A 25,091-nucleotide genomic window follows, 5' to 3' on the forward strand; every position below is an offset into this window, starting at 1 on the left:
TTTTCGATACGGTCCGTCGCGCAGCGGGCCGCCCCGCCGCGTGGCGGACGGGGCGTCGCCCGAGGCGATCAAAGCCTAGAGAATCTGGATGCGCCGACAGCGGGCCTCGTGGCATTCCTTGGGCAGGGATATCTCCAGCAGGCCGTTCTTGAACACGGCTCCCACGGAGCTGCGGTCCACGCCCTTGGGCAGCACGAAGCGCCGGGCAAAGGGGCCGTAGGACCGCTCCAGCGAATGGTACACGGCTTCGGCCTCGCCCTCGCACCCTTTGGCGAAGCGGCGCTCCCCGTAGACCCACAAGGTGCGGGTCTTGACCTCCACGGCCACGTCCTCGCGCTCAACGCCGGGCAGTTCAACGGTGATGACGTAGGCGTCTGCGGTCTCCAGAACATCGGCGGCTGGCGCCCAGAAATACGCCTTCTCGCTCACGCCGCTTGGGGCGCGGCCCCTGCGGGCGGCCTCGGACATGACCCGTTCCACTTCGGCCTTCATGTCCGCCAGCCCCATCCAGGGATTCCAGTTCAGCTTGGCCATGCGTCACCACCTCGATCCATATGGGGATTCATCAGCATTCAGGGTATTTAACCAGAGCGCGCCCCATGTCAAGCATCAGGATTTGGCCTGGCGCTCTCCGGCCTGCCAGCGGGAAAGCTCCACGGCTTCCTCGATGAGCATGATGGGGATGTCTTCCCGGATGGGATAGACCACGGCGCACTTGGCGCAGACCAGGCCGTCGCCTTCGGGGGTGAGGGCGATGTCCGACTTGCATTTGGGACAGGCCAGGATTTCCAGCAGTTCAGGGGCGATTGGCATGCGAGCCTCCGTTTCGTTTGTGGATGTCATACGCGAGCTTGGCCCGCGCCTCAAGGCTTGCGTTGACGCTCGCGCCGATTGCCCCTACCCTTCCTGAACAATGACAATCATCGACCTGCACACCCATTCCAACGCGTCAGACGGCGAAATGGCCCCCGCCGAGGTCGTCCGGCTGGCCGCGAAGGCCGGTCTGGCCGCCGTGGCCCTCACCGACCACGACACCCTGGACGGCCTGGAACCGGCCCTGGCCGCCGGGGTGGAACATGGCATCGAGGTGATCCCCGGCTGCGAGCTCTCCGTGGTGGACGGCTCGCGCGAATTGCACATCCTGGGGCTGTGGGTCCGCCCCGGCGACGGGGAGCTTGAGAACATCCTGGAGTATCTGCGCGACGGCCGCGAGGAGCGCAACCGCATCATCGTGGACAAGCTGACCAAACAGGGCATCGCCATCGAGTACGAGCAGGTGCTGGATCTGGCCCAGGGCACGGTGGGCAGGCCGCACATCGCGAAAATCCTGGTGGAGCGCGGCATCGTGCGCACCTACGACGCGGCGTTCAAGCGCTTCCTCGGCCGCCAGGGCAGCGCCTTCGCGCCCAAGCGCGAGCTGGAACTGGGCACGGCGGTGGCAGCGCTGCGGGCAGTTGGAGCCACGGTGGCCCTGGCCCACCCGTACCTGCTGGGCGAGAACGGCAAGAAGCTGGAAGACCTGGTGCGCGGCTACAAGGAGCTCGGCGTGGACGCCATTGAGGCGCACTACACCGAGCACTCCGACCAGAAGACCAGGGAGTTCCTGGAACTGGCCCGCCGCCTGGACATGGGCGTGTGCGGCGGCTCGGACTACCACGGGGCCATCAAGCCCGGCATCAAGCTGGGCGTGGGCAAGGGCAGGCTGGCCGTGCCCGTGGCCGTGCTGGACGCCCTGAAGGACAGACGCCGGTCGCAGGGGCTGTGGGCCTGAACCGCGCAGGGCGCTCCCGAATCGTCAAACATCCTTCACTGCATCTCAATATCCGCGAGCTACCAAACCTCCCTACACTCTGAGGGAGGCGTCATGCTGCACACGTTTTTCCTGGGCAACCTGCCCTACCAGACCGACGAGGACATGATCCGCGAACTGTTTCGCCCTTACGGGACCGTGGACGCCGTCAACCTGGTGGGCGACCGCAAGAACGGCGTGTTCCGGGGCTTCGGGTTCCTGAAGATCGACACCCCCGACCCACAAGCCATCATCGCCAACCTGGACAACATGCCCCTGGGGCAGCAGCGGCTCATCGTGCAGGAGCTGCACAACACCGACGTGACCAGACCCGCCGCCGAGTAACGCAGCCCCGGAATGCAAAAGGGCGCGGACCTGCGCCCGCGCCCTTTTTGCGTTGTAATTGCCGCCCTAGCTGCCCGTTGAAGAAGTCGATTCTTGCCGCCTGTTCAAAAACCTCGCTGGCAAGGCGCAGGAAAAAGTCAAGCCCGATGCGTATTTGGCATACGTGAGGGTTTGGCTTTTTCCATGCAACGCAGCCAGCGAGGATTTTTCAACAGGCTGCTAGCGCAGCAGGTTGGCCACGAACTTCACCCCGCGCTGCTTGTGCGCGCAGGACGGGCAGAGCTCCTGGTCCATGCGCGCGCTCGAGGCCAGCTGCTCGCCCATGCGCTGGCGCAGGTGCTCCAGGTACTGTTCGGCGGGCAGGGGTTCGCCGCACTCCGCGCAATGCGGCGTATGGATCTCGCTGATGGCGTGGCCGGTGAAGGCGATGGCCGTCTCGCCCTTTTCCAGCACGAGGCGCATGGCCCCGGTGGGGCAGATGCGGGTGCAGGCCCCGCAGCCCACGCACTTCTCCGTGGGGCGGTCGAAATCCTCGAAAACAAGACGTCCGCCCACATCCTTGAAGCGCAGGGCGTCGCCCCCCGCCTCCGAACACACCAGCTGGCACAGGCCGCAGCCGATGCACACGTCGCAGCGCAGGCAACGCCGGGCCTCGGTCTCGGCCATGTCCTGGGTCAGGCCCAGCTCCACCTGGTCGAAGTTCAGGGCGCGCGCCGCCACCGTCATCATGGGGATTTCCGGTCGCACGTGCTCGGACCAGCCGCACCCGTGGGAGGAGCACAACAGTTCCTGCTCCCAGCGGGGTTTGGGCTCCACGCTGGCCGGGTCGAAAGGCTGGCCGGTCAGGAAGGCGTCGATGGCGTAGGCGGCACGCTTGCCATCGCGGATGGCCTCCACCACTGTGGCCGGTCCCTGGGCCGCGTCGCCGCCCGCGAACACGCCGGGGCGGTCCGTGGCCAGGGTGGCGGGGTCGATCTGGATGGTCTTCCACTTGGTCAGGCAGACGTCGCCCAGGGTGCCGTCGCTGCCCTGGCTGAAGGATTCGTCGCAGAACTGGCCGATGGCGGAGATGATCATGTCGCAGGCGATCACCCGCTCGGACCCGGCCTTGGGCTCCGGGCGGCGGCGGCCAGAGGAGTCGGGTTCTCCCAGGGCCATGGTGACCACCTCCATGCCGGTGAGCTTGCCGCCCTCGCCTTCCAGGCGCGTGGGCGCGGCCAGGAAGGTGAAGTGCACGCCCTCGTGTTCGGCCTCCTCCACTTCCTCTGGCGCGGCGGGCATCTCGGTGCGCGAGCGCCGATAGACCACGCGCACTTCCTCGGCCCCCAGTCGGATGGCCGTGCGGGCGCAGTCCATGGCGGTGTTGCCGCCGCCGACCACCACCACCTTGCGGCCCACGGCGGGCTTGCGGCCAAGGCCCAGCTCCACCAGGAACTCCGTGCCGGAGACCACCCCGGCCAGGATGCGCTCGCCCTCCAGGCCCAAGGCCCGGCTGGTCCACGCGCCAAGGCCCAGGAACACCGCCTCGAAACCCTGCGCGGCCAGGTCGTCCAGGGTGTAGTCGCGCCCCAGGGCCTTGTTCAGCACTACCTCCACGCCGTTGCCGGTCACGGTGGCGATCTCGGCGTCCAGGATGGCCTTGGGCAGGCGGTACTCGGGGATGCCGTAGCGCATCATGCCGCCGAGCGCGGGCATGGCCTCGAAGAGCGTCACTCCGTGCCCCTGCATGCCCAGGTACGACGCGCAGGCCAATCCGGCCGGGCCGCCGCCCACCACGGCTACGCGTTTCCCCGAGGCCGGAGCCTTCTGGCACACCGGGGGATAGCCGCCGGTGGCCTCCATCACGGCCCTGGTGGACACGGCCTTCATGGCCCGGATGTGGATGGGCTTGTCCACCTTGCCGCGCAGGCAGACCTTCTCGCAGGGGGCCGGGCAGATCAGGCCGCAGGCGTAGGGCAGCGGGTTGTCGCGCACCATGATGGACACGGCCTTGGAGTGCTCGCCCCGCCCCGTGAGGGACAAAAAGTTGGGGATGTCGATGCCTGCGGGGCAGCGTTCCTGACAGGGGGCCACGCGCCTGCCCCGGCAGGCTCCGGGGGTGCAGTTGCCCGCCGCGTGGTCGATCCATTGGGCGGAAAAGGACGCAAGCGAGCTGCGAAGCGTCCTGGCCGCCGCGAGCCCCGCCTCTTCCAGCAGATGCGCCGCCTGTTCCAGCTCGATCAGCTGTTCGGGGCCGCCGCGCCCCAGGGCAAGCTCCGTGGCCAGCCGGGCTGCGCGCGCCAGAAGCCCGCGATGGGGATGGCCTTCGCGCACCGCCGCCATGCGCCAGTGCTGGTACAGGGCCTGGCGGGCGAGATCCACCGGGCACTCCTTCGCGCCGATGGCCCGCACGCGGCTCACGCCCGGATTAAGCCCCAGCCCGTCCATGAGCTCCGGGTCCAGGGGCAAGGGGGCTCCTGCAGCCGAGAAACCGGAAAGTCCTTCGTCCAACGCAAGATCGCCGGTCTCTCCCAGAGCCTGGGCCAGATCGGCCCCCAGGGGGACCTCCACGGGCTTCTGGCCGTGCAGCAGAAATCCGGCGCGCGCGGCGTCCGCGCCGCAGGCTGCCGCCGAGGGCATCCGGCACCAGGCCCGAAGCCCCAGCCGCAGCTCAGAGGGGTCCAGGCAGGGGACGCCATACTCCGGCGATCCCGGCTCCGAGGCCACGATGAGCACGAGCCCGGAGCGTGATACGCCCGGCAGGCTGCGCGCCTGCTCCAGCCGCTCGGACAGTTCGCGGCCAAGGGCCTCGCGCCCCGGCGAGACCAGGATGCGCACCTGGCGTCTGCCCAGGGCCAGCCCGGCCAGGGTAAGAGCTTCCAGCAGCGCGAAGGGGACCGAGCGCAGCAGGTATTCCGGAAGCGGGTCTCCCTGGCAGGCATCGCGCGCGTCCACGACCAACATTCCCGAGCCCGCCTTCTGGACGCCAAGCGCCATGAACACGGGCCAGCAGGGCGCGCGGTCGTCCCGAAGGCCGCTTGCGCGCAGGGCCACGGCCAGCGCAGTGCGCGACAGTGCCTCGGAGCCGGACAGCGCGGAGAACCCTCCGGCGTCGAGGTAAACCTGGAGATCGGCTCCGGCGCGCGACTCGCACATGGTCAGAAAGGATGCCTGCGCGCAGGCGGAAGTGTTCCGTATATCGGACATGAAACCCCCCGGGGATGGTAGTTCTTTCGACATGTCAAGCGGATGCTGCTCCGGGAGCGGTCGGCGTCAATCGGGGGAGGACCGATCGGCGTCGCCGTTTCCGGGCATGGCGGCTGGCTGGCAATCAAGGCGGTATCGGCAGGCCTGCGCGCGTCGCGCCCGGGCCGGTCCTTTCCATCTGTCCGGTTTCAGCGCTTGTGGAACGCCACCCGGTTTCTTCCACCCTGCTTGGCCTGGTACAGGGCCTCGTCAGCGGCGTTGACCAGCCGCTGCTCCAGCATGTCGCTCCATTCGTCTTCCAGGCAGGCCACGCCCAGGCTGATGGTCAGCTTGACGCCGGATTCGAGAATCTCTCCGTCCACGTCGCGGATGACGAAGTCGTAGTTCTCCACGCGCATGCGGATATGCTCGGCCAGGGACATGGCCTGCTTGAGGGCCATGCCCTGGGCGATGACGGTGAACTCCTCGCCGCCGTAGCGGGCCGAGAAGATCTGGCCGCCCCGCTCCACCACCTGGCGCTGGCATTCGCGGATGACCGAGCCCACGGCGCTCAGGGCCTGGTCGCCCACCAGATGGCCGTGGCGGTCATTGAAAATCTTGAAGTGGTCCACGTCGGCCATGATGACGCACATGGGCCTTCCCGACCCGCGCGCCTGCCCCACGGCCTTGGCCAGCGCGTCCTCGAAGGCCCGGCGGTTGGAGAGGCCGGTCAGGGAGTCGGTGTAGCTCAGCTGTTCCAGCTTCTCGGCGTCCTGCTCCATCAGGCGGATGACGTCGTGAAAGCCCTGGCGGATCTCGCTCAGCATGGCCTCAAGGTCCTTGCCGCCCTGCACTGTGGCCACGGTGGTCGTTTCCAGCTGCTGGATGTCGCCCTTGCGCTTGCGCAGGATGCCCCGCGACTCGGAGATGGCGTGGGACAGGTCGTCCAGCGCGTTCTTGAGCTTGTCGCGCCACGGCCCGGAGAGGATCTCCTCGTTTCGCTGCGACATCTCGGAGAAACGCTCCTCGCTCAGGTCGCGGTCCTTCAACACCTCCACGACCAGCTCCTGCACCTGGCGCTTCTGCTCCGGGGTGTAGATGTCGTAGTCCCTGATGGAGCGCATGAACAGGATGAGCGCGCGCCACTTGGAGTTGCGCGGCACTCCCAGCTTGTTCATGGTCTCGCAGATGCCGTCGAAACAGTGCTGGGACGCGCCGGATCCGTGAGGGTGCTGATTCATGCGCAATCAAGTACCGGATACCAGCTTTGTTGCCAAGCCCTCCGCAGCAATCCTCAGCGCCATCCCAGGCGAATTCTGGCCGGGCCGCCCAGGGCCGCCACCACCACATTGCCGGGAGACTCGATGCGGGCGGCCTGACCGGCGCGCAACTGCACGTCCCTGCCCTCGGCCGGGCAGGTTATCCAGGCCGCTCCGGCCAGGCATTCCACCGTGGCCGGGAGGGCGCCGTCCAGGGCCAGGCACTGCCCCTTTTCCAGGGTGGCGCTCATCCGGCCTCCTTCGGTTCCAGGAGAAGCGGAGCCCTGGCCCCACATCGCAGCCAGGAACCTGCCAAGCCGCCCGAACAATCCGGCGCGCCGCACCGCGTCCGCCACGTCGTCCAACAATCCCCGGGGCTCCGACGGCCACCGGGAGGGTGTGCTGTCCTTGGACATGATGTCCTCCTTCTGTTCATTTGCCGACGCTTTTGCCTGCTGCCGGACATTCTCGAGGGTTTCCGGGCTTAAGCCGATATCGCGCATCAGCCGTTCGCAAAGGCTCCCCCCCAGCGCTTCCAGGTCCATCCTGCGTTCCATGCGGGCCCTGGGTCCGGGCCTTCCCGTGCGTGTCTTCTCCGGAGCCATGGGAGCCTCCTCGCTTTTTCCTGCTTCTCTTCAACCACTTGATCTGTTACCGGTACAGACACAGATTGCATAAAAATCAACCGGAACAGATACCATGCCATCCGAATCCTTCCGCTACGAGGCCGTGCGCCAGAGCGTCGTGGACCTGATCGAATCCGGCGCGCTGGGACCGGGCGACAAGGCCCCCTCCCTGAGAAACCTCGCCGCGCGCATGCGGGTGAGCCTGTCCACCGCGTCCCTGGCCTACGGCCAGCTGGAGAGCGAAGGCGTGCTGGAGGCGCGCCCCAAGTCGGGCTTCTTCGTGCGGGCCGCCCGCGCGGGCCTGCCGCCGCCCAGCGCCCCGGACTGCGAGGCCAAGACGCCCGAACCCCTCAACCGGGCCATGATCATCCACAAGGTGCTCGCGGACATGTCCCGCCAGGACATGGTGCCGCTTGGCGTTGCGCGCACCGCCGAGAGCCTTTTGCCCCTGGCCCAGCTGAACCGGATTCTGGCCCAGGTGCTGCGCGACGAGGGCGAAAAAGTGGGCTTTTACGGCTCCGTGCAGGGCCATGAGCCGCTGCGGCGCCAGATCGTGCTGCGCGCCCTGGAGGCCGGCATCGAGTGCGCCCTGCCCGAGACGCTCATCACCAGCGGGGCCATGGAGGCGCTCTACATCGCGCTGCGCTGCGTGGTGCGCACCGGGGACACGGTGGCCATCGCCTCGCCCACCTACTATTGCTTCCTGCAACTGCTGGAGAACCTGGGGCTTCGGGTCATCGAGATCCCCTCCCGCCCCGGCGAGGGCGTTCGCCCGGCGGATCTGGCCCAGGTGGTGGACCGCTTCCGGGTTTCGGCCTGCGTGCTGACCCCCAACTTCAACAATCCCGACGGCACGCTCATCCCGGACGGGGCCAAGGCCGAGATCGTGAGCCTCCTGGCCCGCCACGACATCCCCCTCATCGAGGACGACGTGTACGGGGACATCCACTTCGGCCCGGAGCGCCCCAAGTGCAGCAAGGCCTTCGACCGCAAGGGGCTGGTGCTCACCTGCGCGTCCTTCTCCAAGACCCTCGCGCCGGGCTACCGAGTGGGCTGGCTCCTGCCGGGGCGCTTCATGGACAAGGCCCTGGAGGTGAAGGCCACCACCAGCGTGTGCACGGCCACGCCCACCCAGATGGCCATCGCCGAGTACCTGGGGGCCGGGCACTACCACCGCCACCTGAAGCGCCTGCGCCCTGCGGCCAAGGCCCTGATGCTCTCCATGCACGACCTGGTGGGCCGCCACTTCCCGCCGGGAACCAGGGCCAGCAAGCCGGGCGGCGGCACGGTGATGTGGGTGGAGCTGCCCGGCAGGGGCGACGGCGTGGAGTTCATGCAGCGCGCCCTGGCCAAGGGCATCACGGCGGCTCCGGGCGCGATCTTCTCCTCGCAGGGGTGCTTCCGCCATTTCGTGCGCCTGAGCTCCTGCGTGCCCCAAGGCCCGGAGCTGACGCACGCCGTGCAGACGCTTGGGGCCATCGCCCAGGATTTGCTGGTCAAGGGACATGAGGACCGGATACCAGACCCCTGGGCGGACGATCCAATCGCAATGCCTGAAGTCTCACCCAAGGATTCGTGAAGACCATGGAACTCTACCACCTGCGCACCTTCGTCACCGTGGCCGAGGAGGGCAACCTGTCGCGCGCGGCCGAGCGCCTGCATCTGTCGCAGCCCGCCGTGAGCGCCCACGTGAAGTCGTTGGAAGAGGAGCTTGGCGTGAGCCTTTTCAGCCGCACCGCCAGGGGCATGGCGCTTACCGACAGCGGCAGGCGGCTGACCCTCACCGCCCGCGAGGCCCTGGGCTGCGCGCGCGACCTGATGGAGCAGGCCAGGGCCATGCGCCAGGGCATCTGCGGCGAGATAATCCTGACCCGCAACACCGACGCGGATTACCTGCGCCTGCCCCAGGTGCTGGACCATCTGTCCGGCGCGCACCCGGACTCGGTGGCCCGCGTGGACTGCCGCGACTCCTATGAAGTGGCGCGGGCGCTCAAGGACGGAGCCATGCACGCGGGCTTCGCCTACGGGGATTTCTCCGGCGACCCCCAGGTTACGGCCCTGCCCCTGGGCATGGCCTCGGTGCGGGTGGTCGGCCCGGCAGAGTGGGCGGACAGACTGCAAACCGCCACGGTGCGCGACCTGGCTGCGCTCCCCTGGGTGTGGTTCCACGAGAGCTGCCCCTTCGTGACCATGGCCGAGAAGCTGCTGGCCGAAGAGGGCGGCAAGCCCAAGACCGCCGCCGTGATAAACGACGAGCACACCATCCGCGCCCTGGTGGCCTCCGGGCGCGGCCTGTCGCTTCTGCGCGAGGACTTCGCCCGCGCCGACGTGCTGGGCTGCGAGCTGGCCGTGTGGCCGGGCGGCGCGCTGCCCATCGCCATCAGCCTGGTGGCCCTGACCAGCCGCCTGGGCGAGCCCGAGGTCAAGGCGGCCATGGACGCCGCCGCGTCGGCCTGGGGCCTGGGCCGGACCTTGGACGGCATCGTGAATGAAGGAGCCGCCCGGGCATGACGACCTTCCCCCACGGCGGCGACGTTCGCGGGCTGGCTCGCGCCCTGGGGTGCGACCCCGGCGACATCCTGGACTTTTCGGCCAGCATAAATCCCCTGGGGCCGCCCGAATGGCTCCGCCCGGCGATCTCGGCGGCGGTGTCGGAGCTGGTGCACTACCCGGACCCCCACTGCCGGGAGCTTCTGGAAGCGGCCAGCGTCCGACACGGGATCCCCACGGGCCAATTGCTGGCGGGCAACGGCACCAGCGAGCTGCTCTTCGCCCTGGCCCAGGCCTGCGGACACACGCGGGCCGTCATCCCCGTCCCGTCATACTGCGACTACCGCACCGCTGCCGAGCGCGCCGGGATGGCGGTAGAGCTCTTCCCCATGCGCGAGGCCGACGATTTCGTTCTGGACGTTCAGGCCCTGTCGCGCCGCCTGCACGAACTGCCCGGCCCGGCGGCGGTGTTTCTGGCCAGCCCCAACAACCCCACGGGGCGCACCGTTCCGGCTGTGGCCATCCGGGAACTCGCCGGGAACCATCCGGACTGCCTGCTGGTGGTGGACGAAGCCTTCGGCTCCTTCGTGGAGGGCTACCAGAGCCTGCTCGGAAACCGCCCGGCCAACACGGCCCTGCTCCTGTCGCTCACCAAGATGTTCGCCATCCCGGGGCTTCGCCTGGGGCTTAGCTGCGCGGACGAGACACTGGTGGAAGCCACGCGCCAGCGCATCGCGCCCTGGTCCGTGAACACGCTGGCCCAGGCCGTGGGGCTTCGCGCCGTGGCCGATGCGGACTTCGAGGCCCGCACCCGTCTGGCCGTGACCGGCCTGCGCGCCGGGATGGCCACGGAACTGGCGCAGATGCCGGGAGTCACGGTGTATCCGGGCGCGGCCAACTACCTGCTGTGCCGCCTGGACGAGCCCCGCGTGCCCGAACTGCGGGCGAAACTTCTGGAAAAACGCATGGCCATCCGGGACTGCTCCAACTTCGCGGGCCTGGACGGGCGCTTCTTCCGGCTGGCCGTGCGCGCAGAGGCGGACAACCAGCGTTTGCTGGACGCCATGCCCCAGGCTCTGGCCGGGGTGATGCCCGGATTCGGAAATGTGCCCCCGCGCGCGCCCAAAAAACGCCGCACCCCGGCCCTCATGATGCAGGGCACGTCCTCCAACGCGGGGAAATCCGTGCTCACGGCGGCGCTGTGCCGGATTCTGCGCCAGGACGGCGTGCGCGTGGCCCCGTTCAAGTCCCAGAACATGTCGCTCAACTCCTTCGTCACCGCCTGGGGCGAGGAGATGGGCCGCGCCCAGGTGCTCCAGGCCCAGGCCGCCGGGCTCACCCCCCAGGCGCGCATGAACCCCGTGCTCCTGAAACCCTGCTCGGACACCGGCTCCCAGGTGATCGTCATGGGAAAGCCTGTGGGCACCATGCGCGTGCGCGAGTACGTGGCCTACAAGCCCACGGCCTTCGAGGCGGCCAAACAGGCCTACGACTCCCTGGCCGATGAATTCGACGCCGTGATCCTGGAGGGCGCGGGCAGCCCGGCCGAGGTGAACCTCAAGTCCCACGACATGGTGAACATGGCCATGGCGGCCTACGCGCGCTCGCGGGTGCTGCTGGTGGGCGACATCGACCGGGGCGGCGTGTTCGCAGCCCTGGCCGGGACCATGGAGCTTTTGCCCGAGTCCGAGCGCGCCTTGGTGGGCGGCTACGTGCTGAACAGATTTCGAGGCGACCCCACGCTTCTGGACCCGGCGCTCTCCTTCATGCGCGAGCTTACCGGCAAGCCCGTGCTGGGCGTGATCCCCAACCTGAGCGACCTGGGCCTGCCCGAGGAGGATTCCGTCAGCTTCAAGGCGGGCGGCTTCGGCGCGGGCAAGCCCGGCTTCGCGCAATGCGACCTGGACATCGCGGTCCTCGACCTGCCCCACATCTCCAACTTCACGGACTTCGACGCCCTGGCCGCCGAGCCGGACGCGGGCCTTCGCGTGGTACGCCGCGCGGACGAACTGGGCCGCCCGGACGCTGTGCTGCTCCCCGGCAGCAAGAACACCCTGGCCGACCTGGCCGCGCTGCGCGAAGCGGGGCTTGACCGGGCGCTTGCGGCCCTGGCCGACACTGCGTGCGAGATCGTGGGCATCTGCGCCGGGCTCCAGATGCTGGGCGAGACGCTGCTGGACCCGCTGAAGCTCGAATCCGGCCTGGGTGCGGTTCCGGGCCTCGGGTTCCTGGCCCTGGAGACGGAGCTTTTGCAGGAAAAGACCCTGTTGCAGTCCACGGCCACGCATCTGCCGTCGGGCCTTGGCCTCACCGGCTACGAGATCCACCACGGCGTCACCCGCACGCTCCGTGACAACGCGGCGGCGCTGGCCGTCCGCCCGGACGGGCAAAGTGTCGCCTGGGGCCGTGCGGGGCGCGTCTGGGGGACCTATCTGCACGGGGTCTTCGACTCCGGGGAGTTCCGGCGCTGGTGGCTGAACGGCCTTCGCGAACGAAAAGGCCTGCCGCCGCTTCCCGCGTCCGGACCGGGCGTGGGCCTGGACGCAGCGTTGGAATCGGCCCTGGACCGACTGGCGGCCACGGTGCGCTCCAGCCTGGACATGGGCGCGGTGTATGCGCTTTTGGGCCTGTAGCCGCATCGACCGGGGCACGTGACGCTTGAACCCGGTCAGGGAAGAGTCTAAGGGAGTGTACAGGTCGAGCCTTGCTCGGCCCGCAACCACACCATGAACACCCAGACGCCGCGATCCACCCCGAGCCTTCTTTCGCGCCTCCCCGTGAGGCGGCTCCTGGCAGCAGCAGTGGTGCTGGTCGCGCTGGCCTACGCCCTGCCCCCGGCGGCCACGCGCGTCATCGGGCAGGAGGTCCTGCGCGCCCACGCCCAGGCCGCCCTGTCCGCCGCCCTGGACCGCAAGGTGGACGTCTCGGGTGACGTAAGCCTGACCATGGCGCCCTGGTTCGGGCTGCGCACCGGCCCGGTGACCATCCCCAACGATCCGGGCTTCGGGCCGAAACCGCTCCTGAGCGTCGACTCGATCACCATCGGGCTGGACCTGTCCGCCCTGATCACGCGCCGCATACTGGTGGACTCCATCTCACTGGCCCAGGCGGAGCTGAACCTGGGACGCGACGAGACAGGCCGGGAAAACTGGCGCATCCCCCCTCCCGAACCGGGCAGCCTGCCCCAGGCCCCCAGCGGTTGGAAGGTCGAAACCCTGCCCACTGGCCTTCGCCTCTGGAACGCCTCGCTCTCCTTCACCGACCGCATCACCGGACACACCGTGGAGGTGCGCCGCCTCAACCTGAACACAAGTCAGTCGCGCCCGTTCGATTTCTCCGTGTCCTGCGAAATCTCCGTGGATTCGCTGGGCGTCGCCGGGGAACTCCACGCCCAGGGCGTGGGCAGCTACGGCTCAGGCGGCGGCCACGTGCATGTTCACTCCTCCGACGCCGCCGGGTGGCTGACCCTGCCTCCAATGGACGGCATGCCCGCACAGCGCCTGGACATGTCCGCCAAGGTGATGGTGCACGGCGAGGCCGGGGCCTTCGAACTGGGAAATCTGGTGCTGGACGGTCTTGGCGTGCACCTGACCGGGCAGGTGAACGCGGCCGGCCTGTACGAAGCCCAGCCTTACGTCCACCTGAATCTGGCGGCCATGGGCGAACGGCTCGGGGCCTGGGCAAGGCTCCTGGGCGTGGCCCCCGCGCCGCCCGTGCGCCGACCCGTTTCGGGCGCAACTCCCTCCATCACTCTGCCGACCACGGCAGACCCCGTGCAGGCGGAGCTGGTGCTCTCTTCCACTCCCAGCGGCTGGCTGGCCAGCAAGGCCGTGCTGCGCGACGGCGCGGGGAGGCTCGAAGGTACGGCCAGGAACATCGGCGGACACCTCTCCTTCGACGTGACCGCCTCCGGCCTGGACATAAGCTCCTGGGTGCCAGGCCGGAACCTGCTGCAATTCGACAAGGCCACCGGCGTTTCAAGCGTCCGGGGCCGCTTCACCGGAAACTCCCTCAAGCTGGGCGAACTGGACATCCTGGACATGGAGGTCTCCACAAGCGGCGACAAGGGCGCGCTGCGCCTGTATCCCTTCACGGCCCGCAGCCATCTGGCGCTTTTGACCAGCGACATCCGGTTCAGGCCTTCGGGCGCGGCCACCGCGTTCTCCGGCACGGCCCGCGTGCAGGCCCTGCCCCCAGACGCGGCCCCGACAGCCGGACACACGCCGCCCGTGACCGTTCTGGAAGCCAGCCTGTCCGGCGAGGCCGGAGCCCGGGGCATTTCCGGCAAGGCCTCTGCCAAGGTTGCGGATTATTCCAGGCATTTCAAACCGGCCTGGCTCTCCGAGGACACCCTGAAAGCCTGGGAGCTTCTGGGCGGCGGCAGCGCCGGGGCTTCCTTCGCGGTGCAGGGCGGCGCGGACTCTTCCGGAGGGGCGGCCAGAGACCTGGCTTGGGAGATCACCGACCTGGACCTGAAGACCTCCGCCTCCCACATCACCGGCCGGGTTTCCGACGCCGGGAAGAGCGGGGACAAGCCCCGCAAGACCACCTTGGACCTCCAGGCAGACCGGCTGGAGCTTGCGCGCCTGCGCCAGTTCGCGGCCATCTTCGGGTATCAGGATACCGACGGCGGTTTCGCTCCCTGGCCCATCGACGCCAAAATCGCGGCCAAGCGCTTCGTGGCCCAGAACAACATCGCCATAGACGACCTCCAGGCAGCCGTGCAGGTGTCGCCGGACGCCATCAAGGTGTCGTCGCTGTCCGGCTCGACCCTGGGGGGCAAATTCACCGGCGGGGCGGACCTGGAGAACGCCGCCGGGCGCAGGACGCTCACGGCCACCCTGGCCCTGGCCGGAGTGCAGAGCGCCCACCTGCACCAGTTCTGGCCGGATCTCCCCAAGTCCAGCGGCCCGCTGGAGTGCCGCCTGGGTCTGGACGCCACTGTCCAGAACGACACGCCTCTGTGGCAGGCCATGCGCGGACAGGCTGAGCTCCAACTGGGCCAGGGGACCGTCACCTTCTCTCCGGATCAGGGCGATTCGCGGCCCTGGCCGGTGACCCGGAGCTCGGCCAGCCTGAAATTCTCCACCAAGCCTGTGCCCCCAAATCCCCAAGGCCAGGACAAACCGCGCGAAGCGGTGCTGGCCGACGTGGCCGGAACGCTGCGGGTGGATTCGCCCGGCGTGGTGCGCTCTTCACAGCTGGAGATCAAGGGCCAGGCCGGGCTGGACGGGACCGGAAAGCCCCTGTGGTACCGCCAGCCCCGCGTCGAGGGCGCGCACACACTGGCCCTGCCCTTCCTCCCGGCGGGCAGGTCCACGCGCGCAAGCTGGGCCGGACGCTTCGAGGCCGACATCGAGCGGGGAAGCTTCACCCTGGCCGGGTTGGAGCTGAACGTGGGGGGCGTTCCGGGCCGGGCCAGCCTGAACGGGCAGCCCGTGCAGGGCGCGACCGCGCTGACCGGCTCCCTGGACATCCCCGAGTTCAACCCGCGCGATGCGGCCCCCCGCCTGGGCCTGACCGTGCCCGAGCGCTCCGACCCCGCCCTGTGGCGGCGCGCGCGATTGTCCGCAGAATTCGGCGGCACCCTGAAGGAGGTGCGCGTGAACCATCTCCAGGCCGCCCTGGACGACATGACCATCACCGGACTGGCCGCAGTCAGCGGCCCCAGAACGCGCCTGGACCTGGCGGTCAACGCCCTGGACCTGGACCGCCTGGCTCCTGCCGCGCCCCAGAGCCCCAACCCGGCCAAACGTCCGGAGACGCCGCTGCCCCTGGCGGAGCTGCGCGAGCTGTCCCTGGACGCCAAGGTGCGCTTCGGGCGGCTGGTGAAGGACAAGCTGACCTGGGAGAACGCGCTAACCGAGTTTTCGGCGCAGGGTGGGCGCTTCCAGCTGCGCCAGACTTCGCCGCAGTTCTACGGCGGGCCGTACTCGCTGGACATCAGGGGGGACGCGCGCGGGCAGGAGATGAAGGCGCACATGGAACTCAAGCTGTCCGGGTTCTCGGCCACGAACCTCCTGCGCGATCTGGCCGGGGGCACCAGCCTCCAGCAGGGGCTGACCAACTTCTACGTGAACGTGGAGACCCACGGAGCCACGGACCGGGCGCTTCGCCGCCACGCTGACGGCAAGGCCGGATTCGAGGTGCTGGGCGGCAGGCTGTCGGTGCGCGAAGCCGGCGGCAGGAAGCAGAGCACGACCCCCGCGCCGGGCGTGATCAGCAACCGGGACGACGCCCCGCCTCCGTCTCCTCCCACGGACGGCCTGCCCTTCACGCGCATGGGCGCGGACTTCACCGTGCGCGGCGGACTGGCCATAACGCGGGACTTCGTGCTTGCGGGAACGGGAATCACCGCCAAGGGCGACGGCTGGGTGAACCTGGACGACGAGCGCATCGACCTGTACCTGAGCGCCACCGTGCCCGACGTGGGGGACATCCCGGTGCGCATCAGCGGCAACCTCTACGATCCCCACATGGACATCGACAAGTCCAAGATCCTCGGGGACACCATCGTGAACATATTCAAGGGCGTGTTCAGCATCCCCGGCGATGTGATGAATCAGCTGCGCAGCATTTTCTAACTCCCCGGTTTTATAACACGGGGAAAACCCGCCCCCTACATGTTCAGCTGGGCCAGCAGGTCGTCCACCTCTGACTGCGACACCTTGGCCTTGGCTTCCTTCTTCAACTCTTCCAGGGGCTGGGCCGGAGCCTTCTCCTTGGCCTTCATCAGGATGCCCGTGGACACGTAGAGCTCGGCCACCATGTCGCGCACCTTGCCCAGCATGTCGATGACCCGCTTGATGCGCTGGCCGGTGAGGTCCTGGAAGGACAGGCAGGTCATGATGCCCACCATGTCCTCGGAGAGCCTGCGGCACAGGGCGTCCGCCTTTTCACGCGCGGCGGGGTCGGCCACGTGTTGCTGGACCAGGGCCTGAAGCTCGTCGGGAGCGCCCATGTTGCGCTCCACCAGCTCGATGATTTCGAAAGTGGCCTTTTCCGTGGCCTGGATCACCTGGTCCAGCCGCTGGGAGGCCTCCACCATGAGCCCCTGGGCCTGGGCCACGTTCTCGGGGTTGCCCTGGACCCCGTTCGGGGTCTGGAAGGTGGATATCTCGCGGTAGATGTCCCCGAGGCTCCCCATGATCTCCTCGTTCAGGCGGCGGAAGAAGTCCTCGCCCGCGACCTCCTTCCCGGCGATCTGGGCGATCTCGGCGCGTACGGCCTCGCGCACGCCGGTCTGCACCACGTCGCACACCGTTTCCCGGATGAGGGGTTTCAGGGCCTGGGCCAGCTGCGCCGCCAGGGCGTCGAAAGATGCCGTGTCCATGCTCTCCCCCTCACTCGAAATAGTTGGATTCATTGTAGAAGGAGTAGCCGTTCTTGCCGGATTTCTTGGCCACGTACATGGCCTCGTCAGCCTTTTTCAGCAGGGTTTCCGGGTCGGAGCCGTCGGTGGGGGCAACGCTTATGCCAAGGCTCGCGCTCACGCTCACGGTCCTGCCTTCCCAGGCGATGGGCTGGGTGATGGCCTTTATGGTGCGGGTTCCGGTCAGGCCCGCGTGCAGGCCGTTCTTCAACTCCCCCAGCACCATGACGAACTCGTCGCCGCCGATGCGCGCGGCGGTGTCGTCGCTGCGCAGCACCGCCTGAAGCCGCCGTGCCGTGACCCGCAGCACCTCGTCGCCGCACTCGTGGCCGAAGGTGTCGTTTATGGGCTTGAAGCCGTCCAGGTCGATGAACATCACGGCGGCGAAATCCTGATGGCGCTTCACCCTGGCCAGGGTCTGGCTCAGGCGGTCCAGCAGCAGCACCCGGTTGGGCAGGCCGGTCAGGGCGTCGTGCAGGGCCATGTGCTCCACGCCCTCGGCCGGGATGAACGCCGCCGTGGGGCGCAGCACCAGCGCCAGGCGGCCGCTGTCCTCCAGGCGAAGACAGCGGGCCTCCATGGGCATGAAGACGCCGTCCCTGCCGCGCATTTTGAAACGCTTGAGCAGCGATTGCCCGCTCCCGGCGTTGCGCGATATCTCCAGGAAGCCGGATTGCCCGATGAGCCCCGGCAGGGTGACCCCGGCCAGATCGCCCGGCGAGAGGCCGAAAGCGTCCTGGAACGCCTCGTTCACAAAGAGCAGATGGCCGTTGGAATCGGCCAGACAGGCGGGATCAAAACTCAGGTTGAGGATTTCGCGAATAACCATGGCGGAACTCCGGCGGACAGATCGGACCGCGTGATGATGGCCGATTTTACAAGTCCTCGCAATGTCGGAATTGTTACGGTCACTCGCCAACGCTTCGGGAATGCGAGAAAACCCCGGCCCGCCTCAATCGCGACACGCGGCGACAGCCGCCTGCTTGCGAGCCACATCCTCAAGCAGGGTCTTTTCCAAGGCCTCGCGCATGGCAAGACGCGCCTGCTGCGGATGCTTGGCCGCCAATTTTCCCAGGTTTCCCCGGCTGTTGCCCGTGGCCTGCGCGTTCTGGTTGAGGAGCGCCCCCGAAAGCCGGGCGTGGCGCACCCCGCAGTGCCCCTGGCAGACCGCCGTAAGCCCGAGCGCGGCCATGCGCAGGTCGTGGTCCAGGTCGTCATACTGGGTGGGGGAGAAGCGGATGTCGAAATCGCCGCAGCGGCGCAGCATGTCTGCCCGAAACAGATGGAAGCACCCCGTGACCGACAGGCAGGGGCGCAGGGCGTCGAACTGACCGAAATCCAGGTCCTGCGAGCACAGCGTGGCAAAGGTCGGCTCCGGGCCGTCGTCGCCGTAGAGGTTGACCTCGGCGTGCTGGATGCGGCCCGGCGCGGCCAGGTCCACCACCTTGCAGCCCCAGACCCCGGCCTGGGGATACGCGCGCACAGCCTGGGCCAGACGCGCCTGCCAGTCCGGCGGGACCAGGGCGTCGTCGTCCAGGTAGGCCACGAAGTCGCGCCCGGCCACAGCCTCGTGGCGCATGAGCCAGTTGCGGGCGGCGGGCGCGCCGATGTTCACGGGAAGCGTGATGGCCGTGAGGGCCTCCCCCATGCGGTCCTTCCAGGCGGAGAGCACCTGGGGCGTGGCGTCGGGGCTTGCGTTATCCAGCACCACCACTACCGCGCCGCCCAAATCCGAGGCGAACAGGGCCGCAAGCGTGGCGTCCAGCTCCGAAGCCTTGCCGCTGGTGTACAGGCAGATGGCCGCGCTGCCGGGCAGGACGTCCCCGCCCGGCGCGTCCAGTCCGGCCAGCCGGTCATGCAGGCGCAGGAGCAGGTTCACGTTCCAGGGAGCCTGGGCCAGGGCCATGCGCCACTGCCCGGCAGCCTCGTCCGGACGTCCCATCCTGAAGAGGCTCTGGCCGCGCCGGAACAGGGCCGGTCGCAAAGGGCGCGCCGCAGCGTAGCGCCTCTCGGCTCCGGCGAAATCCCCCTGCTGGAACAGGACGTCGCCCCGGAAAGCCTCGCGCACTGCGGCCAGGGCTTCGGGCCAGGGGTCTGCCAGCGCGCTTTCGGCCCGCACCCAGTCGCAGAGCAGATAGGCCGTATCCAGCAGGTGTTGACGCCAGTACAGATTCTGCGGCTGCGCGCGCATGTTCACGTCCAACCAGTCCAGCAGGGCGGCGTGCTCGCGCCGGACCGCGTGGTCGGCCAGCACCGCGCCCGCCTGGGGCGGTTCGCTCCAGCTGGCTGCGGCGGCCTCGACCATGGCCCGCGCCCTCGGCGGCAGAAATCGCGCCCGCTGATCCATGGCGGCGAGCGCCCCGGCCAGCCCGCCGTCCAGCGGTCCGGCCTCCCAGGCGGCCAGCAGCAGGTCCAGGCCCAATCCCAGCGTGGCTGCATCGCCCAGGGCAGCCTGGGCCAACCCGGTCAGATGCGGCTTGCCCACGCCGCCAAGAAGCAGCCCGTAGCGCAGACTCTCCGGCAGCCCCTGCGCCCTTGTGCCCCAGTCGAAATCATTTCCCCGCACGCGCCGCCTCCTGCCAGACCTTGAAATATCCTTCGGCTCCGGCCCGCAGCCCCCAGTGGGCCAGCACCTCGGCCCTGGCGCGCTCTCCCATTTCCTGGCGCAGGGTTTTGTCCTCCACCAGCCGCATCAGGGCCTCCTCCCACAGGTCAGGATCAGCCCCGGCCTTGAGTCCGGTCTCCCCGTGGCGCACCGGGTCGTACGGCGCGAGGTCCGCGTACACGCCCGCCGCGCCAAGCGCCGAATACTCCAGCCACTTCACGGCGCTCTTGCAGCGGTTGAAGGGGGTGTTCTCCAAAGGGGCCAGGCCGATGTCCGGGGCCAGATTCTTCAGGTCGCGGGCGTAGGCGGCGTAGTCCTCGCTGAAGGGCAGCTCGCGGGCTTCCAGGCCTTCTGGCGGAGGGCACCCCAGGAACACCAGCTCCACCCCGCTGCCGCAGCGCTCCTTCACGCGGCGAAGCGCCGGAGCGATGCTCCTCACGTCGCCCGCGTGCGAGGGCGTGCCCGCGAACACCACGCGCACCGGCGCACCGGCTGCCGCCTCTTCGCGCTCGCGCGGCGCGCAAAGCCACAGCCGTTCCTCCAGGTAATTGGGCAGCACCGCCACGCGTTTCGCCAGCCCGGACACGGCCCGGGCCAGCTCCGCGCAGCTGACCGTGACCAGCGAGGCGCGCGACAGAAGCTCCCTGGCGTAAGGCTCCACCGGGTCCAGCCGCGCCTTCATGGGATGTTCGGACGGCACGGCCAGGAAGTTGTCGTCCACTTCGTAGATCACGGGGATTCCCGAGCCCAGGACCTGTTCCACCAGCGGCCAGGTTTCTTTCATGGGAAAATAGCGCTGGAACACCGCCGCGTCCGCGCCGTTCATGACCGAGGGATCGATGGCGTAGTCGCGGCCATTGCTGGCCGCGCCCCAGCGCAGGTCGATGCGCCCCCGCAGGGTCAGTGCCGGGGCGATCAGGCGCAGTCGTGCGCAGGCATAGGAGGGAAGGTCCAGGGAATAAGCGGCCAGTGTGAGCATATGCGTGGTCCCAGCTTGGATTCAATCTGTTTGCCTCCCTGGTACTCCCGCCCGCCCGCGAACGCCAGCGCCGCATGTGACAAGTCTCGCCCAAGCGTGTTAGAAGCTTGCTCAAAGGAGACGCCATGCACGCGTTCCGCTTCGAACTGAGCGACACGGAAAAAGAGTTCCTCAAGCGTCTGGTGCGCGAGAGCATCGCGGCAAAGCTGTCCGGCGACTCCGTCTGGCAGCCGCCCGAACCGCCCACGGACACCCTGCGACAGAACTACGGGGCCTTCGTCACCCTGACCCTGGACGAAAACCTGCGCGGCTGCATCGGCCATCTCGTCGGCGACCAGCCCCTGTACCTGACCATCGCCGGGATGGCCCAGGCGGCCGCCTTCGAGGACCCGCGCTTCCCGCCTCTGACCAGCGACGAGTTCAAGCGCATCCACATCGAGATTTCCATCCTCGGCCCCATCACCCCCTGCCCGGACCCGGAGCTGGTGGAAGTGGGACGCCACGGGCTCATCATGCGCCAGGGCCACCGGCAGGGCCTCCTGCTGCCGCAAGTGCCTGTGGAGTGGCGCTGGGACCGGGAGACCTTCCTGTCCCAGACCTGCCGCAAGGCGGGGCTGCCGCCCGACGCATGGAAAATGGACGCGACAGACATCTACTGGTTCGAGGCGGAGGTCTTTTGAACATGCCCGTGTTTTCCCGGCTGCTCCTGCTGCTCGCCGCGTCGCTCTTCCTGGCCGCCTGCCAGCACGGCCCCCGGAAACCGGCCCTGTATCAGTATTCCACCCTGGCCGCGCTCATGGCCGGAAACTACGAAGGCCAGGCCACGGTTGGCGATCTGGCCTCCAAAGGCGATTTCGGCCTGGGCACCTTCAACGGCCTGGACGGCGAGATGGTCGTGCTGGACGGGACCGTCCGGCGCGCCGACTCCGGCCTGCGCCTGAACACCGCCGCCGCAAACACGCTCGTCCCCTTCGCCAGCCTGGTGTTTTTTGCTCCACAAGGCCAAGCCCAACTTCCCGGCCTACCCGACCTGCCCGGCCTCTCCTCCTGGCTGGACACACAGATCGCCTCGTCGCGCCTGTTCGCCGCCGCCAAGGTCCAGGGCACATTCGCGCGCCTGACCATCCGCAGCGTGCCCGCCTTTTCACCGCCCTATCCGGGGTTAATGGAAGCCCTCAAAAGCCAGACCGTGCGCGAACTGTCGGACGCCTCCGGCACCCTGGTGGGCATCCGCGCACCAGCCGAAACATCCGGCACCGCCGTGCCCGGCTGGCATTTCCATTTCGTAAGCGCCGACGGAACCACCGGCGGACACGTGCTGGCCGCCACCCCCGCCGCCGTTCAGGCAGCCTGGATGAGCATGGACCGGATGGTGCTGGACATGCCGACCACCGGCAAGGCCGGGACGGCAGCCGAGATCCCCGGCGAGACCGTGGGCGGCGCTACGAAATAACTGGGAAGGCCTCCGGCGGCCAGAGAGGGCTCTGCCCTCTCTGGACTCTCCCGCCAGGGGGATGATCCCCCTGGACCCTCAAGTAGCTTCGCGCCGCATATCGTCCCTGCGGACGATATGCGGCGCGATGAATTTTAATCGTTCAACCCTGCCGAGTGCCTACTTGCCGTACTTCCTGTGGCAATACTGTTCGCACAGGTCGGTCGCGCCTTGGATGGTAGCGCGGCACTCCTCGCCAAGATACTGATTGTATTCCTGAAGCTGCAGCTTGTTGCAGGCGTCGGTGCATTCCTTCAGGCTCGCCTGCGTTCCCGTAATAATGGGCAGATAGTCGCTGCACACGGCCTGATCGTTGTCGCACTGATCGCGGCCTCCGGGGAATATGCACTCGCCCATGAAGCCTTCGGGAGTCATGGGTTTTGGCTGAACGCATCCTGAGACCAGCATCAACGCGACCAGGGCCATCCCAAGGGACGTAAATTTCATGCCTGCTCCCATATCCGTGGTGACCGCCGCTGCGTCACCAGCCTGAGGTTGACCGCCTCCACCGGGATACTTCAGCCCAAGCACACCAGTCTTCTTCCCCGGCAATACAAACGGTTTCCGACGCGAAGCTACTTAAAAGTTTTTGAAGGAGAGTCCAGAGAGGAAACTTTTTTCAAAAAGTTTCCTCTCTGGCCGCCGGAGGCATCTTAAACTCTTACTCTCCTACTCCCTCGTCCTACTGGGCCATCTTCCGAATCTCCACGGCGTACGCTTCTTTCAAATCACGCACGTACTGCGCGTCGATGGGCCCCTTCCAGGTGACGACTTCCAGATAGCGTTTGGGAATCGTCACCTGATCGGGGTCGAAGCCTGTGGCGAACTTGGTCTTCCAGCGCAGCTTCTGCACGGTGGACGACGCCGTGGACAGGTTGGCTGCCACCTCGGGATAGCCCATGACGTCCAGGGCCTTGCCGAGCGATTCCTCGGTGTAGGCGGAGCGCGCGAACAGACAGGAGACCATGCTGGTCAACACGCAGCGCTGGCGCTCGTCTTCCAGCATGAAGGCCACTGCCTTGGCCACGTCCTTGTCCGTGGCCTTCTGGTCGTAGGAGTAGCCTGCGCTGTCCAGGTGGGAGTGGCGCATGCCCATGGCCTGGGACACGAAGAAGACCTCGCCCGTGGCGTACCCGGCCATCTCCTGCCCCAGCACGCAGGCGTAGTCCTGGCCCTTGTAGCGCTCGGCGGCCACCAGGGTTCCCTGGGCCAACAGGGTGTAGAACTCATTGGGGGGCGTGCCCAGATGCTCCAGCGCCCTGCGATAGTTGGCGGAGTCCCCGAACTTGAGGGGCACCAGGGTCTCCGCCTCGGTGACCGCCCCCTTCTCCAGGGCCTCGGTGGCCCAGGCCAGGGCCACGCCGCCGGAGATGGCGTCCAGCCCCTGGCGCTCGATCTCGTCCAGCACGCCGAGCACGTCTGAGGCGCTGGTCATGCCGAGCATGGAGCCGGTGGCGAACACGGGCTCGTGGTCATAGGCCACCTGCCGGTAGAGCACGTCGTTCTGCTTGGCGAACTGCTCGCGCAAAAGGCCCACGTGGATGCAGCCCACGGGGCAGCCGGTGCAGGCGGTCTTTCGCAGGAGCAGCTCGCGGGCGAAGGTCTCGCCGGAGATGCGGTCGATGTTCTCGTCGTCGTGGGTGGTCTGCATGTTGCGCCAGGGCAGTGCGTGCAGCTTGTTCATCACGGCCATGTTGGAGGCGGTGCCCAGATCGTGGTACTTGGTCATCATCTGGGTGGTGGTGAGCTGCATGTGGATTTCCTTGTACAGGGCGGGGAAATCCTTGCCCTCGGGGGCGGGCATGGCCGAGCCGCCTTCCACCAGCACGGCCTTCAGGTTCTTGGAGCCCATCACCGCGCCCGCGCCCAGGCGTCCGAAGTGGCGGTAGGAGTCCACGTTGATGCAGGCGTAGGCCGAGAGGTTCTCGCCTGCAGGGCCGATGCGGATGATGCTGCGGTTTCCGGCCCCGCTCTTGTGCATCTTGCGCAGCATCTTGCCCGTGGTGAACACGTCCATGCCCTTAAGGTAGTGCACGTCGGAGATCTCGAACTGGCGAAGCCCTGCGGCCAGACTGGACAGCGTGGCCGCGCGGCCCTTGATGACCAGGGCGTCGATGTGCGCAAAACGCATGGACAGCGCCAGGCGGCCGCCCGCGTGGGACTCGGCGAAGCGTTCGTTGTAGGGCGACTTGAAGCCGCAGACCACCTTGCTCATCATGGGGAAGCAGCCGGTAAGCGGCCCGATGGCGAAAATGAGGGGCTGCTCCGGGGCCAGGGCGGGCAGGTCGGGCCTGCCGTACTCGGCGTACAGGGCAGCGGCCAGTCCGGAGCCGCCAAGCACCTCGCGCTTGTCTCCGAAGCGGCGGTATTCGCCCTTGCCTGCGGTCAGATCGGCCAGGAGGATGCGGAAGGAGTAATCAATCTGCATGGCTGGCCTCCTGCGCGGTCGCCTTGGGCGCGGGGTCCCGCTCGTCTTTATCTTCGTGGGGGGAGTTCACCATCTCCAGGCAGTTGAGGGGGCAGAAGGGCACACAGCGCCCGCAGTGGATGCACACGTAGGGCAGGTTTGTTTCCGGCTCCATGTAGATGGCGTCCACGGGGCAGGCCTTGGCGCACTCGCCGCAGCGGATGCACAGGGATTTATCCACCTTGACGCCGCCGGACTTGCGCTGGCTGTAGGACCCGGTGGGGCACGCCTTGACGCAGGGCGCGGGGTCGCAGGCCAGGCAGAGCTTGGCTTCGAAGCCGGTGGACAGCCCGCCGGACGATACGATGCGAATGCCCGCCGTGGACCAGGAAACCCGTTGATGCACCAGACGCGCGCAGGCCAGCGAACAGGACTGGCAGCCGATGCAGCGCTCGATGCGTGTTGGCCGCAGGATTTTCATGTTCTTCTCCGGTTTGGTATATATACGCGTGTAGGCTGGTTGCGCACGGCGGTCAACGGTTAGGGGGCCGATTCGTTGACG

At 67.9% G+C, this 25,091-nt stretch carries 20 protein-coding genes; 8 read left to right on the forward strand and 12 right to left on the reverse strand.

Annotation, left to right across the window (positions count from 1 at the left end; all coding sequences use genetic code 11):
* Positions 1 to 75 precede the first annotated feature (75 nt).
* Both G453_RS0116945 and G453_RS0116950 read right to left on the reverse strand, forming a co-directional pair.
* Positions 76 to 534 carry an Hsp20/alpha crystallin family protein gene (locus tag G453_RS0116945; RefSeq protein ID WP_027191997.1) on the reverse strand — a complete coding sequence of 153 codons (459 nt, stop codon included), beginning with the start codon at positions 532 to 534 and terminating at the stop codon, positions 76 to 78.
* Positions 535 to 609: 75 nt separating this feature from the next.
* Positions 610 to 813, reverse strand: a complete 204-nt coding sequence (locus G453_RS0116950) for a Trm112 family protein (RefSeq protein ID WP_027191998.1) — start codon at positions 811 to 813, stop codon at positions 610 to 612.
* Between the two features lie 100 nt (positions 814 to 913).
* On the opposite strand from G453_RS0116950, the gene G453_RS0116955 reads away from it, so the two are divergent.
* Entirely contained in the window at positions 914 to 1,771 is an 858-nt protein-coding gene (locus G453_RS0116955; RefSeq protein WP_027191999.1) for a PHP domain-containing protein, read from the forward strand.
* 93 nt (positions 1,772 to 1,864) lie between these two features.
* Positions 1,865 to 2,134: an RNA recognition motif domain-containing protein gene (locus tag G453_RS24810; protein ID WP_051272545.1), complete on the forward strand. Its 270-nt coding sequence runs from the start codon at positions 1,865 to 1,867 to the stop codon at positions 2,132 to 2,134.
* A 219-nt stretch (positions 2,135 to 2,353) separates the two neighbouring features.
* Here G453_RS24810 and G453_RS26635 read toward each other — a convergent pair whose 3' ends face one another.
* The 3 genes from G453_RS26635 to G453_RS24820 all read right to left on the reverse strand — a co-directional run bounded on the left by G453_RS26635 (position 2,354) and on the right by G453_RS24820 (position 7,163).
* On the reverse strand, positions 2,354 to 5,320 hold the full coding sequence (locus G453_RS26635; protein WP_051272546.1) for an FAD-dependent oxidoreductase: 2,967 nt from the start codon (positions 5,318 to 5,320) through the stop codon (positions 2,354 to 2,356).
* A 188-nt stretch (positions 5,321 to 5,508) separates the two neighbouring features.
* Positions 5,509 to 6,540 (reverse strand): GGDEF domain-containing protein, encoded by a 1,032-nt coding sequence (locus G453_RS0116970; RefSeq protein ID WP_027192000.1) that lies wholly within the window; start codon positions 6,538 to 6,540, stop codon positions 5,509 to 5,511.
* A gap of 53 nt (positions 6,541 to 6,593) precedes the next feature.
* Positions 6,594 to 7,163, reverse strand: a complete 570-nt coding sequence (locus G453_RS24820; RefSeq protein ID WP_043646287.1) for a DUF2917 domain-containing protein — start codon at positions 7,161 to 7,163, stop codon at positions 6,594 to 6,596.
* A 94-nt stretch (positions 7,164 to 7,257) separates the two neighbouring features.
* On the opposite strand from G453_RS24820, the gene G453_RS24825 reads away from it, so the two are divergent.
* The 4 genes from G453_RS24825 (at position 7,258) to G453_RS0116995 (ending at position 16,258) form a co-directional block, all read left to right on the forward strand.
* Entirely contained in the window at positions 7,258 to 8,763 is a 1,506-nt protein-coding gene (locus G453_RS24825; RefSeq protein WP_051272548.1) for an aminotransferase-like domain-containing protein, read from the forward strand.
* Between the two features lie 5 nt (positions 8,764 to 8,768).
* Complete coding sequence (locus G453_RS24830) at positions 8,769 to 9,695, forward strand: LysR family transcriptional regulator (RefSeq protein ID WP_156920994.1); 927 nt, start codon at positions 8,769 to 8,771, stop codon at positions 9,693 to 9,695.
* Positions 9,692 to 12,307, forward strand: coding sequence for a cobyric acid synthase (locus G453_RS0116990; protein WP_027192001.1), 2,616 nt, complete (start codon positions 9,692 to 9,694; stop codon positions 12,305 to 12,307). Before G453_RS24830 ends, G453_RS0116990 begins: the two co-directional genes overlap by 4 nt.
* A 93-nt stretch (positions 12,308 to 12,400) precedes the next feature.
* Positions 12,401 to 16,258 (forward strand): AsmA family protein, encoded by a 3,858-nt coding sequence (locus G453_RS0116995; RefSeq protein ID WP_084502475.1) that lies wholly within the window; start codon positions 12,401 to 12,403, stop codon positions 16,256 to 16,258.
* Positions 16,259 to 16,293: 35 nt separating this feature from the next.
* Here the strand turns inward: G453_RS0116995 and G453_RS0117000 are convergent, their stop codons facing one another.
* The 4 genes from G453_RS0117000 to G453_RS0117015 form a co-directional block, all read right to left on the reverse strand.
* Positions 16,294 to 17,007: a protein phosphatase CheZ gene (locus tag G453_RS0117000; protein WP_051272550.1), complete on the reverse strand. Its 714-nt coding sequence runs from the start codon at positions 17,005 to 17,007 to the stop codon at positions 16,294 to 16,296.
* Positions 17,008 to 17,017: 10 nt separating this feature from the next.
* A complete protein-coding gene (locus G453_RS24835) occupies positions 17,018 to 17,875 on the reverse strand; it encodes a sensor domain-containing diguanylate cyclase (RefSeq protein ID WP_051272551.1) in 858 nt (285 codons plus the stop codon).
* Between the two features lie 123 nt (positions 17,876 to 17,998).
* Complete coding sequence (locus G453_RS0117010; RefSeq protein WP_051272552.1) at positions 17,999 to 19,612, reverse strand: glycosyltransferase; 1,614 nt, start codon at positions 19,610 to 19,612, stop codon at positions 17,999 to 18,001.
* On the reverse strand, positions 19,599 to 20,630 hold the full coding sequence (locus G453_RS0117015) for a glycosyltransferase family protein (protein WP_043646288.1): 1,032 nt from the start codon (positions 20,628 to 20,630) through the stop codon (positions 19,599 to 19,601). The genes G453_RS0117010 and G453_RS0117015 overlap by 14 nt, the downstream gene beginning before the upstream one ends.
* 125 nt (positions 20,631 to 20,755) lie before the next feature.
* Here G453_RS0117015 and amrA point away from each other — a divergent pair, with 125 nt between their 5' ends.
* Positions 20,756 to 21,310, forward strand: a complete 555-nt coding sequence (gene amrA / locus G453_RS0117020) for an AmmeMemoRadiSam system protein A (RefSeq protein ID WP_027192006.1) — start codon at positions 20,756 to 20,758, stop codon at positions 21,308 to 21,310.
* A 2-nt stretch (positions 21,311 to 21,312) separates the two neighbouring features.
* A complete protein-coding gene (locus G453_RS24840; protein ID WP_051272553.1) occupies positions 21,313 to 22,083 on the forward strand; it encodes an acetolactate decarboxylase in 771 nt (256 codons plus the stop codon).
* A 159-nt stretch (positions 22,084 to 22,242) separates the two neighbouring features.
* Here the strand turns inward: G453_RS24840 and G453_RS24845 are convergent, their stop codons facing one another.
* From G453_RS24845 to G453_RS24850, 3 genes are all read right to left on the reverse strand, one after another.
* Positions 22,243 to 22,569 carry a hypothetical protein gene (locus tag G453_RS24845; RefSeq protein WP_043646290.1) on the reverse strand — a complete coding sequence of 109 codons (327 nt, stop codon included), beginning with the start codon at positions 22,567 to 22,569 and terminating at the stop codon, positions 22,243 to 22,245.
* 235 nt (positions 22,570 to 22,804) lie between these two features.
* On the reverse strand, positions 22,805 to 24,550 hold the full coding sequence (locus G453_RS0117035) for an aldehyde ferredoxin oxidoreductase N-terminal domain-containing protein (protein WP_027192008.1): 1,746 nt from the start codon (positions 24,548 to 24,550) through the stop codon (positions 22,805 to 22,807).
* Positions 24,540 to 25,010 carry a 4Fe-4S binding protein gene (locus G453_RS24850; protein ID WP_051272554.1) on the reverse strand — a complete coding sequence of 157 codons (471 nt, stop codon included), beginning with the start codon at positions 25,008 to 25,010 and terminating at the stop codon, positions 24,540 to 24,542. The genes G453_RS0117035 and G453_RS24850 overlap by 11 nt, the downstream gene beginning before the upstream one ends.
* Between the last annotated feature and the right edge of the window lie 81 nt (positions 25,011 to 25,091).

The sequence above is a fragment of the Fundidesulfovibrio putealis DSM 16056 genome (genome assembly GCF_000429325.1).
In the GTDB taxonomy this organism is placed as follows: Bacteria; Desulfobacterota; Desulfovibrionia; order Desulfovibrionales; family Desulfovibrionaceae; genus Fundidesulfovibrio; species Fundidesulfovibrio putealis.